Here is a 13,951-nt window from a genome sequence, read left to right on the forward strand (position 1 = left end):
GGAAGTCCGCCGAAATCACCATGGGCGTGATGATGGCGCCGTCGATCCTCGGCATCATGACCGACGTGTTCGGCATCATCTTCATCGCCATCGCGCCGATTCACACGATGTTCGCGCATGCCCTGTTCTGCGGCGCCTGGGCGCTGTGGATCATCCCGACCGGCGTGTTCCTGATTTCGATCCTGCTGTCCTACCTGCCGCTGCCGAAGAACATCGACCGCATTGCCGGTGGCGATGGCAAGGAAACCGGCATCCACGCGTTCCAGGGCAACCTGCTGCGCGGTATTGCCAAGCTCACCTACGGCAAGCCGGCAATCTACACCTCGATCTTCACCGTGCTGCTCGGCATCTGGGGCATCTGGGCATCGTTCGAGATCAAGATCGGCAACCCGGTCGAGGGCTCGAACCTGCTGCACTACGACTCCGAGTTCAACACGGCGATCCGCGCGATCAACGCCCACTTCCCGGGCACCAACACGCTGGAAATCGTCATCGAGTCGAAGAACGACAAGGACGGTACCAACCGTATCGCGCTGTCGCCGGAAGCGATGATCATCCGTTCGAAGATCCAGGCGATCGTCGAGTCCGATCCGATCCTGAAGCCGCGCGCCACCCTGTCGTTCAGCGATTACATGTACGAAGGCAATCGTCTGTTCTCCGGCGGCAACCCGCAGTGGCTGCCGGTCGATCCGAACAAGCGCGCTGCATTCAGTGCCGGCTCGGCCGTGTTGTTCGGCTCCACGCCGTTGAACTTCGGCAACGTGATGGACTTCGAAGCGCAGCACTCCACCGTGTCGCTGTGGTACGCCGACAACAAGCAGGAAACGGTTGATGCGGCGCTGGCCAGCGCCAAGCGTGCGGTCGATATCGTCGGCGTCGATCACCCGGGCTTCACGGTTCGCCTCGGCACCGGCTTCATTGCGCTGCAGCAGGCGATGAACAACGTCGTCCATCGCTATCACTGGTTCATTCTCGGCTGCGTCAACGTCGCCATCGCCGTGATCGCCGGCTATGCCTATCGTTCGCTGATGGCAGCGATTCTGCTGCTGATCCCGGTGAACCTGTCGAACTTCCTGCTCAATGCCGCGATGTACTCGCTCGGCATCGGTCTGGACATCAACGCGGTGATCGTGGCGGTTATGGGCGTCGGCGTCGGTATCGACTACGGCATCTACCTCCTGTCTCGAATCTGCGAAGAATATTCAGCGCACGGGAAAAACTGGGAGAAGGCGATCACCATTGCCCTGACCACCACCGGCAAGGCGATCATGTTCACCGCCTCGATCATGCTGGCTGGCATCCTGCCTTGGTACTTCCTGTCCGAGTTCAAGTTCATGGCCGACATGGGCATGCTCCTGGTCGCGATCATGCTGATCAACATGGTGCTGTCGCTGGTCGTGCTACCGCTCATCATCTGGTTGGTGAAGCCCAGCTTCGCGGGTCGTGAAGATCTGGCGGTTGGTGAGAACATCGACCTTTCGCAGTTCATGACGGAAGACTCAAAGCTGCATAAAGCCTGACGCTGCGCAGTACCACAGGCGGCAGTTCAGGCGGACAGGCCTGAGCTGCCGCCTTTTTTGTGGATGGAGAAAATCATGGTTCGAGCACATACGAAGGCCGCTTCGGCGCCGCCGTTTTTGCAGCTGCTGTCGACCTCACTGCTGTCTCTGAGCTTCGGCAGCGTCGCGGTGGCGCAGGAACCGGTGCCCGTCGTGTCCATTCCGCCATCGTCGGAAGCTCCCGTTGCCGCGACTGAGTCCGAGCCTGTCATTCGGGTGATTGCCGTGCCTCCGTCGGCGCAGCCGCTGATCCATGAGGCAGCCCCGAGAACCGCGCCGGAACAGGTCATCGAACAGCTTCCGGGACAGGTGACGGAGCAGGCGCCGATCCAGCCGCCGCTACTGGAAGCCAGCCCGGTACCGGTGCCCGAAGCACCCGCAATGCCAGTGGTGGCCGAGGAAGTTGCGCCGCCGGCGTCGGCCAAGCCGGCAGCGAAACTGCCGTTGCTGGTATTCAAAAGCCCCCAGGCCCTGCGATTCTCGGTTTATCAGCGGCTCGCCGAAGCCGAGCAGTTGGCGGATGCGCTGGCAACGCCGATGGCCGGACGAGTGAACCTGTACGCCGATGCCTCCGGTCTGAACAAAGTCAGCATTGTCAGTCTGAGCATTCGCATCGACGAACAAACGGTGTTCGAGCGGCCACTGCTGGCCGCGGAAATCAGCGCGCTGGCGGAACGACGCGACCCGCTGCGGTTGGGCCGCACCAGCCTGACCACAGGCCTTCATCGCGTGCAGGCCACAGCCGTCGTTGCGGCCGAGGCTCCGGGCGAGCCGGTGCAATTGAACATCGACCAGAGTCTCGAACTGACCGCCACCAGCAGCGATCTTGAACTGCGAGTCGAGTCCGGAACGATCGGCAAGCCGAGTCTGGTGTTCCGGCGTTTGCAGCGCGACGAAACCCAGAAGACTTCGGTGATCAGCGGCTCGCTCGAAGCGCTCGGCGTCAACGTTGGCGTCATCCACTATCCGCCCGGTGCCGACAACGATCCGGCGCTTGGCCACGCTCGTACCCTGGGCCGCATGGGACAAGCCGCGAATGGCCTCATCGCACTGCTGGCCGACGCCGTGCAAGCCGGGCCGAACGGCCATTTCGAACCGCCGTACTGGCTGGCGCAGGCGGCGCTGCTGCGGGAGCTGGGCGTGCTCGACCGGGCACAGGCGATCTGCGATCAGCTCGATGCTGCCAAGGTTGCTGGTGCCGCGGTTGCGACCGAGCGCTTGCTGATCGCCGAAGCCCGTTATTCCGCTGGCGACTACTCGGCCGCCGAAGCCCAGCTGGCGCTGTCGAAGCGTCTGTTACCGGAATATCGCCAGGCCGACTGGCGCAACATCAGCGGCCTGCTGGAGCTGGCGCGGCTGCGGCCGGGCGAGGCCACCGATACCTTGAAGGTCGCCAACAGCGAATCGATCGAAGCCTTCCGCTATATGGCGGCGTCGACCGCGGCGCTGCGTGCCACTGCCTATGGCCGCTACAACCTGGCGATCGCGATGATCCGCAACGGGGATGTCGCGCGCGCCCGGAGCTGGCTGGACCTGCTCGGCCGCACCACCCCCACCGATCCCGAGCTGCTCGAACTGCGCGACAAGGCCAATCTGTCGCTCGGCTGGCAGTTCCTGAAGGAGAAGCAGGGTCGTACCGCGCTCGGCGTGCTCGGTCGCGTGCGCAGTGACGGCCTGTCGTCGAACCGCGCATTGCTCGGCATGGGCTGGGCGCAGCTGGCGCCGAACGGCGAACGCCTGCCGCGCGTGAGCTTGCGCAATGAAGCGCCGCGCGCGCCGGATCAGATCAATGACCTGCCGGCTCCGCTGCGCAACTCGCTGGCCCGGCTCAAGGTGCTGGAGCCGGAACTGACGACCAAGCTCGGTCCGGTCAGCTTCGAGCGCGATGACCCCCCCAAGGATCGCAACGACGGTCTGCGCCGCGCGATCACCGTCTGGAGCGCGCTGCTGGGTCGCGACGAGCGCGATCCTTCAGTGATCGAAGCCAAGCTGGCGATCGCCCATGCTCAGGATCAGTTGCGCGATATCGGCGCTGCCCGGACCGGCTATACCGACACGCTGACCAGCCTGCGCAACACCGACGCGGCGATCGAACGCGACGCCGCATTCGTCCAGGCAGGCGAGCTTGTCGCCTCGCTGTCGGCGATCGATCCTGCCGACGATGCAGCACTTTACGGGCTGATGGATCGTCTGCGCCTGGAGCCGGGCAACGACACCACGGCGCTGTACGCCGCGATCGGCGATCAGCGCGAATATCGGCAGCTGGCCGTTTCCCTGCAGGCTGCGACAGCGCGTCTGGCGGCGCTGCCGGCCAGCGAAGCGTCGGCCGCCTTGCTGGCCAAGCTCGAACTGGCCAGCCGGCAGATCGCCCTGGTTCAGCACGATGCCGAAGTGCTGGTCGGCGAGCGGGCGCTGCTGCAGTTGCAGAGCCATCGCAAGATGGTCGGCGATTACATGAAGACGGCGCTGCTGCTTGCGGCACGTGCCGAGGACACGCCATCGATCGAACTGCGCAACAGCGAGACTGCGCCCACGCCCTGAGCAGCCAGCTTCACGGCAAGCGGGCAAAAAGAAAGGCCGGGACTCTCGCGAGTCCCGGCCTTTTCATTCTGCTGCTGCAAGCTTCAGACGCGCTCGAAGATCGCCGCGATGCCCTGGCCGCCGCCGATGCACATGGTCACCAGCGCATAGCGGCCGCCGGTGCGATGCAGTTCGTGGATCGCCTTGGTGGTGATGATCGCGCCGGTGGCGCCGACCGGATGGCCGAGCGAGATGCCCGAACCGTTCGGATTGACCTTGGCCGGATCGAAGCCGAGTTCCTGCGCCACCGCGCAGGCCTGTGCCGCGAAGGCTTCATTGGCTTCGATGACGTCCATGTCGGAGACTTTCAGGCCGGCCTTGGCCAGCGCGATCTTTGACGCCGGCACCGGGCCGATACCCATGTATTCCGGCTCGACACCGGCGTGGCCGTAGGACACCAGACGGGCCAGCGGCTTGAGGCCGAGGGCGGCAGCACGGCCGGCTTCGGCGAGTACCACGGCGGCAGCGCCGTCATTGATGCCCGAAGCATTGCCCGGCGTGACCAGGCCGTCCTTCTTGAACACCGCCTTCATCTTGGCGAGCTGCTCGATGGTGACGTCGGCGCGAACGTTTTCGTCGGTATCGAACTGGATAGTCCCCTTGCGGGTGGCGATCTCGACCGGGACGATCTGGCCCTTGAAGCGGCCTTCGGCAATCGCCTTGCTGGCGCGCTGCTGGCTGGTCACGGCGAGGGCGTCCTGCATCTCGCGGGTGATGCCGTAACGGGCCGCCACGTTCTCGGCGGTGATGCCCATGTGGATGGCGTGGAACGGGTCGTGAAGGATGCCGGTCATGTAATCGAGCATCTTCGCGTCGCCCATGCGTGCGCCCCAGCGGCCGGCCGGCAGCAGGTAGGGGCCGCGGCTCATCGCTTCTGCGCCAGCGCCGATGGCGACATCGCAGTCACCGAGCAGGATCGCCTGCGCCGCCGAAATGATCGCCTGCACGCCGGAACCACAGAGGCGGTTGACGTTGAACGCCGGGGTTTCCTTCGGAATGCCGGCTTCCACCGCGGCAACGCGGCCAAGGTAGGCATCGCGCGGCTCGGTCGGGATGACGTTGCCCATCACCATGTGGCCGACTAGCGATGGATCGACGCCGGCATGCGCCAGCGCGGCCTTGACCGCCGTCGTTGCCAGTGTCGTCAGCGGCACATCCTTCAGCGTGCCGCCGAAGCTGCCGATTGCCGTGCGCATTGCGCCTACCACCACCACTTCCCGCTTGGACATCTTCGTCTCCGAATGTGAGGACCGCTGGTACGGATTTTAACTGGGGCCACTCGGCCCGAACTCAAACTGGGCTCAGACCGGATCCCAGGTGAACACGTCGCCCGAACGGTGCAACGGATAGAAATCGTTCTGGAACTGCGGGAACACCCGCTCGACGATCGCTTCCGGCGTCCAGCCCTCGGCCGTGTGCGCGGTGCGGATCGGGCGCGGCTGGCTGAACAGATAGATCTCATTGTTGCGCACACCGAAGATCTGGCCGGACACGTTCTTGGCCGCATCGGACGCCAGCGCAACCACGAACGGCGCGATCTTCTCAGGAATCAGCTTCTTCAGGCCTTCGACGCGCTTCTTCTGCTCCGGCGTCTCGTCCGGGATCGAGCTGACCATGCGCGTCCAGGCGAACGGCGCGATGGCGTTGGAACGCACGCCGAAGCGCTGCATGTCGAGGGCGATGGCCTTCGACAGGCCGACGATGCCGAGCTTCGCCGCGCAGTAGTTGGCTTGGCCGAAGTTGCCGATCAGCCCCGAGGTCGAGGTCATGTGGATGAAGCTCCCCGAGCCCTGTTCCTTGAAGTAAGGGGCGGCGGCGCGGCTGGTGTTCCACGAGCCTTTCAGATGCACGGCGATCACCGCGTCGAACTCTTCCTCGCTCATCTTGTGGAAGATCACGTCGCGCAGGTTGCCGGCGTTGTTGACCACGATGTCGATGCGGCCGAAGTTCTTGATCGCGGCATCGATCATCGCTTGCGCGCCTTCGAAGCTGGCCACCGAATGAGTATCGGCAACGGCATCGCTGCCCAGTTCCTTGATTTCGCGGACGACGCTGTCGGCGGGCGATTCGGCCGTCGCATCGCCGGTCAGCGATACCCCCAGATCATTGATGACGACCTTGGCACCAGCCTTGGCCAGTTCCAGCGCGATGCCACGGCCGATGCCGCGACCGGCGCCGGTGACGAGGGCGACTTTGCCGGCCAGCAGGCCGGTAGTGGACGGGTTCGACATGATTCGGATTCCTGGTTGAGGGGCGGCGTAGGGATGGATTCGAAGCTCAGAGCCGGCCGGCGATGTCGGCCCAGCGGGCTTCCAGCGATTCACGGAAAGCCGGCGCGGCCACGGCGATCAGCGCACGCGCACGTTCGTGGATCGACAAGCCGCGCAGCGCAGCGACGCCATGCTCGGTGACCACGTAATCGGCGCAGTGGCGGGGCAGGGCGACCATGCCGCGATCGAAGCTGCCGACGATGCGGGTGTAGCGGCCATCATCGGTTGCCGCCGGCAGCGCGACGATCGAGCGGCCGCCGTTCGACAGCTGCGATCCGGCGACGAAAGCCGGCAAGCCACCAACGCCGGCCATCAGCTTGCCGTTGAGGCTGTCGGCGTTGACCTGGCCGAACAGATCGACTTCCACCGCTGAATTGATCGCGCAGAAGTTGTCGATCGCGGCGATCCGGCGCACGTCATGGGTTTCGGACACTGGCCGGAAATGGAACGCGCGGTCGTGTCCCAGGCGTTCGTAGAACGCGGCGTCGCCGAGTGCGACACCGGCGTCAATTGCGCCCTCGGCGGCAACCGCACCGGCATCGACCAGTGCGGCCACCTGCGGCGTGACCATGCCGGACCAGATACGCAGATCGCGATGACTGCGCAGCGACGCGAGGATCGCGCCCGGCAGCTTGCCGACGCCGAACTCCAGGGTGTCGCCATCGCGGACCAGACCGGCGACCAGCGCCGCGTGACGCTCGATGGTTTCGCTGCTGCCGCCGGCATCGAAGCTGACCAGCGCACTGTCGGCTTCGAAAGCGGCATCGGCCGAGGCAAAGGCAATCGACCACGAACCGCGCGTGCGTGGCAGGCGTGGGTTGATGTGCAGCACGCGACGCTTGGCCTTGGCCCAGACCGCCGGGTGGAAATCGAGGCTGGGGCCGAGGCTGCAGTTGCCGTCGGCATCGGGCGCGCTGACCTGAGCGATGGCGAGATCGACCGCGACGTTGCTGGCGAGATCGCGATAGATCGCTGGATAGTCGATCGGCACCAGCTCGGCGCGGCCATCGGCCAGGCCGGCGCGCAGGCCCGGCGTCATCACGTAGCCGCGCTGGCGCGCTTCCACGTGCAGGCCGAGGTAGTCGGTGCGGTTGATGCCGGGGAAGTGCAGGCCGGTGAAACGCACGCCGGCCGCGAACTCAGGCTGGGCCTTCAGTGCTGCGTGAAAGGCGAGACTTTCGCCGGATACCCCGGGCACGAACACGGTCATGCCCGGTCGCAACGAAGCGACGACCTCCTCGACGCTGCAGCGCTGCACTGCGGCCATCAGTTCGCAGCCGCGAGTTCGGCGCTGCCGGTGATGATCACCGTGCCGGCCGGATCGATGGCTTCCAGCGCCAGGCGCAGATGGCCGTCATCCGGCTGACCATCGGCGACCTCCGCGAGGCGAGCACGGCAACGCAACGAAGTGTTGACCGGCAGGATCGCCGCGAAGCGGGCATCGAACTTCAGCAGTGCGCGATTGGCGAAGCGGCTGCTGAGCAAACGACCGAGCAACGCCATGCCGAGCATGCCGTGGACGATGACGTCGGCGAAGCCGGCTTTCTGGGCAAAAGCGGGATCGAGATGCAGCGGATTGGTATCGCCCGAAGCTTCCGCGTACTGGGCAAGCATCTCGCGGGTGATCGGCCCGGTTTCGTATTCGGCGAGCACCAAAGTGGTGCTTTTTGGGACGTCGTTCATGCCGCCACCGCCGGTTTCGGGTTGCGGACCAGCACCACCTGGCGCGAACGGCCGAGCAGGCCGCGCTCGGCGTGGCTGATGGTCGATTCGATGACGATGAATTCCATCAGGCCGTTCTTGCGCTCGTAGATGTCGGACACGGAGCGCACCACGTCGAGCTGATCGCCGGCGAGGATGGGGCCGACGTAGTCGAACTGCTGCTCGGCGTGCAGCACGCGGCGCAGATCGACTGCCAGCGTATCGAGGATGCGCCGCGAGCTGTTGTGCTCGCCTTCGACCATCTTCATGAAGGTGGGCGGCGCCACGCGGACATCGCCGCCCGTCTCGCCGATCGCGGCACGGAACTTCGCGATCCGCTCGGGCGTGACTGCCACGGTGAACGCCGGCAGCGCGTAGCCGACGTGGGCGCGGTCGATCGCCATCAGGCGGCGACCGGAGCCGACACGGCGCGCGGTGCGAACCAGGCGTCGACAGCAGCCAGGGTCGCGGCGTCGCCATCGGCGGCCTTGCGCAGCGCGTCGGCGCCGATCTGCCTCGCATAGGTGTACGGGCCGCCGGCGTAGGACGGGAACAGTCCGGCCGAGACGACGGCGACATCGGCCAGCGTGGTCTCTTCGACCTTGCCGGCCTTCCAGACGCGCAGCGCCGCCAGGGTTGCGACGGCGAGTTTGGTCGCCTCGGCAGCGCTGGCGGTGCCGGCATTGGCGGCGCGCAGCTGCGGCAGCAGCGCATCGTCACCGACGGCGAGCACCGAGTCCTTGGCCAGCAGACCGAGCTTCGCTGCCTTCTGGCGATTGAGGAACAGGGTGCGGACCATGTTGCCGGCGACGCTGTCGCGCATCAGCTCGACGAAGATGTCCATCTCGCGATCGCTGGCCTGGGTCAGCGGCAGATTCCAGCCGCCGACCACGCAGTCGATGATCGCGTGATAGGCCGGGTAGTACTGCAGCTGGTAGTCGCTGATGCCGACGGCCTTGGCGATGTCGGCAATGATCGTCGGGCTCTTGAAATCGAACGGCGCGGCATCGAACGAGGCGCCGTGGAGATCCCAGAGTGCGCGCGGCTGCGGCATCGACCTGGCGATTTCCTTGGCCTTGGCGATCAGCTGATCGGCCGGGACAACGGCGTCGACCAGCTTCAGCTTGAGCGCTTCGGCAGGGCCGACCGGATCGCCGGTCAGCAGCATGTTCAGGCCCTTGGCGGTACCGACCAGACGCGGCAGACGCTGGGTGCCGCCAGCGCCCGGCAGCAGGCCGAGCTTGATCTCCGGCAGGCCGAGCTGCACGGCCTTTTCATCGTCCAGCACCACGCGGGCGTGGCAGGCCATCGCGACTTCCAGACCACCGCCGAGCGCCAGGCCATTGATAGCGGCGACATAGGGCTTGGTCGACAGTTCGAGACGGCGGAACAGCCGGCCGAGGTGGCCGAACAGTTCGTTGAGTTGGGGAACGGCATCGACCTTCGCCCGCTCGGTGAAGACCCGGATCATGTCCAGATCGGCACCGGCGAGGAAGGCAGACTTGCCCGAGGTCAGCACCACACCCTTTACGGCAGCATCACCTGCGACGAAAGTCAGCAGGCTTTCGAGCGAATCCATCATGGCGCGCGAGAACACGTTCATCGTGCGGCCCTGCATGTCGATACGGGCGACGAGAATGCCGTCGGCGTCGAGTTCGGTCGTGATGTTGCTGTCGTTAAGCATGTCGGGGCTCTGGGTGCTGGCTCGGGTTTTTAGCTAATTACGATCTGCGATCAGGCGAACTTCTTGAAGTCCGGCTTGCGCTTCTCGTTGAAGGCGCGCACGCCTTCCTTCGACTCTTCGCTCTGGTAGTAGCCCTTCACCGCGGCCACGCCCATGAAGCTGATGCCGCGGATGTTTTCGCTGTCGGCGTTGAACGAACGCTTGGCGATGGCGATCGCGGTCGGACTCATGAAGTTGATTTCGGCGGCCCAGGCTTCGCACTCGGCGTCGAGATCGTCATGCGCCACCACCTTGTTGACCAGGCCCATGTCCAGCGCTTCCTGCGCCTTGTAGCGGCGGCACAGGAACCAGATTTCACGCGCCTTCTTTTCGCCGACCACGCGGGCGAGATAGGCGGTGCCGAAGCCCGGGTCGACCGAGCCGACCTTCGGGCCGACCTGGCCGAACTGCGCCTTCTCGGAGGCGATGGTCAGATCGCAGATGGTGCAGAACACGTTGCCGCCGCCGATCGCGAAGCCCTGCACGCGGGCGATGACCACCTTGCGGCAGTCACGGATCGCGGTCTGCAGTTCTTCGATCGGCAGGCCGACCATGCCGCGCGGGCCGTACAGGCCGTCTTCCGACAGATGAACCTTCTGGTCGCCGCCGGTGCAGAACGCCTTGTCGCCGGCGCCGCCGAAGATCACGGTGTTGACCGACTTCTCTTCATCGGCCTTGCGGAACGCGTCGATCAGTTCTTCGACCGTCTGGTTGCGGAAGGCGTTGAACACTTCCGGGCGGTTGATGAAGATGCGCACGGCGTTGGCGCCGACTTCGTAGGTGATGTCCTTGTAATTCGACATGTCGTTTCTCGATCGGTGTAGGGGTAGGGCAGGCGAAGCACTGGCGACAGCAACAGGCCCGGGGTGTTTGTCTCAGGCCATATGGTATGGAACCATACAATAATATCAAAGCGACGCGGCTTGTGGCGGCGCGGGCTCGCCCGCACTTGCGAGGTGCCGGCATCGAGCGCCGACTTGCCGCCGGGCTGCGCCCACATTGCCTACAGAACGAGAACGAACATGGCTTACGAATCGCTGGAACTCGAAGTTCGCGACGGTGTTGCTCACCTGCTGCTGAACCAGCCGAAGCTCGGCAATCCGTTCAACGCCGCGTTCTGCGCCGATCTCGGCAAGGTCGGCGGCGAACTCGCCAGCAGAAAGGACGTGCGCGCCGTGCTGCTGCGCGCCAACGGCCCATTCTTCAGCGTCGGCGGCGACGTCAAGATGTTCTCGAAGACGCTCGACACCTTGCCGGATCAGATCCGTGTATGGACCGCCGGCCTGCATCTCGGCGTCGCGCGGCTGGCCCGGCTCGATGCCCCGATCGTGGCCGCCGTCCATGCCACGGCCATGGGCGGCGCCGTCGGCCTGTTCGCTGGCTGCGATCTCGTCTACTGCGCACGCTCGGCCAAGCTCGGCGGCGCCTACACGACGATCGGCTACACCTGCGACATGGGCGCCACCTTCACCCTGGCCTCGCGCATGGGCCTGTCGCGGGCGCGGCGCTTCCTGCTGCTCGGCGAAGTGCTGAGCGCCGAGGAAGGCGAGCGTGCCGGGCTGGTCGATTACGTCGTCGATGACGACGCACTGATGCAGGAAGCCGAAGCCGCAGCGATCCGGCTCGCCAACGGTCCGACGCGGGCTTACGGCGAACTGCGCCGGCTGATGACCACCGCGCTCGGCGCCGGCTTCGAGCGGCAGATGGAAGACGAGGTACAGGGCCTGATCCGCGCCGCGTCTACCGACGACGCTCGTGAAGGCATCACGGCCTTCATCGAGCGTCGGCCAGCGCAGTTCAAGGGGCGGTGAAGCAGTGGCGAGTGGCTGGTGGTCAGTGGCTCGAAAGGAAAACAGAACCGGCGCTTCTTCAACTAGCCACGAGCCACTGACCACAAGCCACTGCTTCACCGCAGCTTGATCAGCTTCTTGCCGGTATTGCGGCCGGAATAGACATCGACCAGCGCTTGTGGCGCTTCGGCGATGTCGTTGCTGATGTCTTCGGCGTAGCGCAGCGAGCCATCGCTCAGCATCGTAGCGAGCTTGGCTGCAACCTCGTCATAGCGCTTGATGTGGTCGAAGATCACGAAGCCTTCGAGGCGCAGGCGGCGAGTCAGGATTTCGCGCTCGATGCGCGGGCCGGTCGGGTTCGGTGCCCAGCTGGCGATCGACATCGTGCCGCACTGGATCACCCGGCCGAACCAGGCCATGTGGCGGATCACGCTGTCGGCGATCTCGCCGGCAGTGTTGTCGAAAAAGACATTGACGCCGTTCGGGCAGGTTTCCTTGAGCTGCGGTTCCAGCGGCCGCTTGTAGTTGATGAAGGCTTCGTAGCCGTAATCGGCGATTGCCTGGCGGCCTTTCTCGTCGGAACCGACGACGGCAACGCCGCGTGCACCGGCCTGCCTGGCCAGCTGGCCGACGATGCTGCCGACCGCACCAGCCGCAGCCGTGACCAGCACGGTTTCGCCGGGCTTCGGCGCACCGATGTCATGCAGCGCGAGATAGGCGGTGAGGCCGTTGATGCCGAGCAGGCCGGCGCCGGTCGACAGCGGCGCCTGGGTTGGATCGACCCGGCGCAGCACGCCCGCAGGTGTGGCGACGCAGTAGTCCTGCCAGTCGAACCAGCCGTAAAGAAACTGGCCCTCGGCAAAGTCCGCGTGCTTGGATGCGATCACCTTGCCGACGGCCATCGCCCGCATCACCGCGCCGATCGGTACCGGCGGGGCGTAATTGTTTTCGTCGTTGACATAGCCGCGCTGGGCCGGGTCCACGGACAGATAGTGATTCTCGACCAGGAACTCGCCGTCCTTCAGTTCCGGCACGGCCACGGTCTTCAGCTCGAAATGCTCGGGCTGCGGGATGCCGACCGGGCGGGATTTGAGGGTGATCTGGCGGTTGTTCATGGAGCAAACCTTTGTTTGGGAAAGCGGAACTACAGGACCTGGGCGGGAGTTCCACCAATTCGTCATTCCCGCGAAGGCGGGAATGACAGGCAATTAAAAAGCCGCGCGGCAACAAGGCCGCGCGGCTTGGGGAAACGAAGGCCAAGCGGAGCTCGGCCGACGTTTCAGCCATGCATCGTCAAACCGCCCGAGACGGAGATCGTCTGGCCGGTCATGAACGAAGCGTCGTCGCTGGCGAGGAACGCCACCAGACCCGGGTAATCGCTCGGCTCGCCGATGCGGCCCAGCGGCACGCCGCGGACCATCGCATCGCGAATCTTCTGGCCTTCTTCGCCGGTGCCGACGAAGGCGTCCATCGCCGGGGTGTTGGTGGGGCCGGGGGCGATGCAGTTCAGGGTCACGTTCTTGCGCGACACTTCACGGGCCAAGGCCTTGGCGAACGCAATCGTCGCGCCCTTGGTGCCCGAGTACACGACTTCGCCGGACGAACCGACGCGGCCGGCATCGGACGCGATGAAGATTACCCGGCCACCGCCACGCTGGACCATGCCCGATACCACGGCATGGGTCATGTGCAGCGGGCCCATGTAGTTGATGTCGACAACCTTCTTCCAGAAGTCCGGAGTGGTCTTCAGGAACGGGATCGGTTTGTCCCAGCCGGCGTTGTTGACCAGCGCCCAGGTCGGGCCGATCTTGGCTTCGACTTCGGCAACCGCTTTCTTCACGGCTTCGTAATCGGTGATGTCGCAGATGCCGGCTGTGGCCTTGCCGCCGGCCGCTTCGATTTCGGCAACGGCCTTGGCCGCTGCTTCCGCATTCATGTCGAGCACGCCGACGATCATGCCTTCTTCCGCCAAGCGCTTGGCGATCGCGAGGCCGATGCCGCTGGCTGCGCCGGTGACCAGGGCCACCTTGTCTTTGAGTCCACGCAAGATTCTTTCTCCTGAAGGGTGCTGCACAATGAATGTCGGGCCAATGTCGGCAAATCCTTGCAGGGCCAGCCGCGGCTTGCCCCAAGGGTTCAACCAACATAGTATGGCACCATACTACAATGTCGATTGGCGTTCGCAAAGCTAGCCACGTCGTGACGATGACTGTCCAACCTGACCTTAGTCGGGTGTAGCCGGGCCGGGATCGGCGCATGTTGGCTTTGCGATGAAGGCACGATCGACGACACGATGCGGAGGGGAGCGTGAATAACAGCCAGGCAGTG

12 protein-coding genes are annotated in these 13,951 nt (G+C 65.0%); 3 read left to right on the forward strand and 9 right to left on the reverse strand.

Annotated features, from left to right (window positions below):
• Positions 1–1,520: MMPL family transporter (locus Q0D45_RS17155; protein WP_293395560.1), on the forward strand; the 1,520-nt coding region annotated here is incomplete at its 5' end.
• Between the two features lie 75 nt (positions 1,521–1,595).
• Positions 1,596–4,100, forward strand: coding sequence for a hypothetical protein (locus Q0D45_RS17160; RefSeq protein WP_293395563.1), 2,505 nt, complete (start codon positions 1,596–1,598; stop codon positions 4,098–4,100).
• Positions 4,101–4,183: 83 nt separating this feature from the next.
• Here Q0D45_RS17160 and Q0D45_RS17165 read toward each other — a convergent pair whose 3' ends face one another.
• The 7 genes from Q0D45_RS17165 to Q0D45_RS17195 form a co-directional block, all read right to left on the reverse strand.
• Positions 4,184–5,368 carry an acetyl-CoA C-acyltransferase family protein gene (locus Q0D45_RS17165; protein WP_293395566.1) on the reverse strand — a complete coding sequence of 395 codons (1,185 nt, stop codon included), beginning with the start codon at positions 5,366–5,368 and terminating at the stop codon, positions 4,184–4,186.
• A 72-nt stretch (positions 5,369–5,440) separates the two neighbouring features.
• Positions 5,441–6,370: an SDR family NAD(P)-dependent oxidoreductase gene (locus Q0D45_RS17170; RefSeq protein WP_293395569.1), complete on the reverse strand. Its 930-nt coding sequence runs from the start codon at positions 6,368–6,370 to the stop codon at positions 5,441–5,443.
• A 46-nt stretch (positions 6,371–6,416) separates the two neighbouring features.
• Positions 6,417–7,676: an acetyl-CoA hydrolase/transferase C-terminal domain-containing protein gene (locus tag Q0D45_RS17175; RefSeq protein ID WP_293395572.1), complete on the reverse strand. Its 1,260-nt coding sequence runs from the start codon at positions 7,674–7,676 to the stop codon at positions 6,417–6,419.
• Complete coding sequence (locus tag Q0D45_RS17180; RefSeq protein WP_293395575.1) at positions 7,676–8,092, reverse strand: MaoC/PaaZ C-terminal domain-containing protein; 417 nt, start codon at positions 8,090–8,092, stop codon at positions 7,676–7,678. Before Q0D45_RS17180 ends, Q0D45_RS17175 begins: the two co-directional genes overlap by 1 nt.
• On the reverse strand, positions 8,089–8,514 hold the full coding sequence (locus tag Q0D45_RS17185) for a MaoC family dehydratase N-terminal domain-containing protein (RefSeq protein WP_293395578.1): 426 nt from the start codon (positions 8,512–8,514) through the stop codon (positions 8,089–8,091). Before Q0D45_RS17185 ends, Q0D45_RS17180 begins: the two co-directional genes overlap by 4 nt.
• Complete coding sequence (locus tag Q0D45_RS17190) at positions 8,514–9,794, reverse strand: enoyl-CoA hydratase-related protein (RefSeq protein ID WP_293395581.1); 1,281 nt, start codon at positions 9,792–9,794, stop codon at positions 8,514–8,516. Before Q0D45_RS17190 ends, Q0D45_RS17185 begins: the two co-directional genes overlap by 1 nt.
• Before the next feature lie 50 nt (positions 9,795–9,844).
• A complete protein-coding gene (locus tag Q0D45_RS17195) occupies positions 9,845–10,636 on the reverse strand; it encodes an enoyl-CoA hydratase-related protein (protein ID WP_293395584.1) in 792 nt (263 codons plus the stop codon).
• Positions 10,637–10,855: 219 nt separating this feature from the next.
• Between Q0D45_RS17195 and Q0D45_RS17200 the strand changes: the two genes are divergently transcribed.
• Positions 10,856–11,644: an enoyl-CoA hydratase/isomerase family protein gene (locus Q0D45_RS17200; protein WP_293395587.1), complete on the forward strand. Its 789-nt coding sequence runs from the start codon at positions 10,856–10,858 to the stop codon at positions 11,642–11,644.
• A gap of 95 nt (positions 11,645–11,739) precedes the next feature.
• Here the strand turns inward: Q0D45_RS17200 and Q0D45_RS17205 are convergent, their stop codons facing one another.
• The gene (locus Q0D45_RS17205) at positions 11,740–12,738 is read right to left on the reverse strand and encodes an NADP-dependent oxidoreductase (RefSeq protein WP_293395590.1); all 999 of its coding nucleotides are present in this window, start codon (positions 12,736–12,738) and stop codon (positions 11,740–11,742) included.
• Between the two features lie 164 nt (positions 12,739–12,902).
• Complete coding sequence (locus tag Q0D45_RS17210) at positions 12,903–13,670, reverse strand: glucose 1-dehydrogenase (RefSeq protein ID WP_022974976.1); 768 nt, start codon at positions 13,668–13,670, stop codon at positions 12,903–12,905.
• Positions 13,671–13,951: the final 281 nt, after the last annotated feature.

The sequence above is a fragment of the Nevskia sp. genome, assembly GCF_023266035.1.
In the GTDB taxonomy this organism is placed as follows: domain Bacteria; phylum Pseudomonadota; class Gammaproteobacteria; order Nevskiales; family Nevskiaceae; genus Nevskia.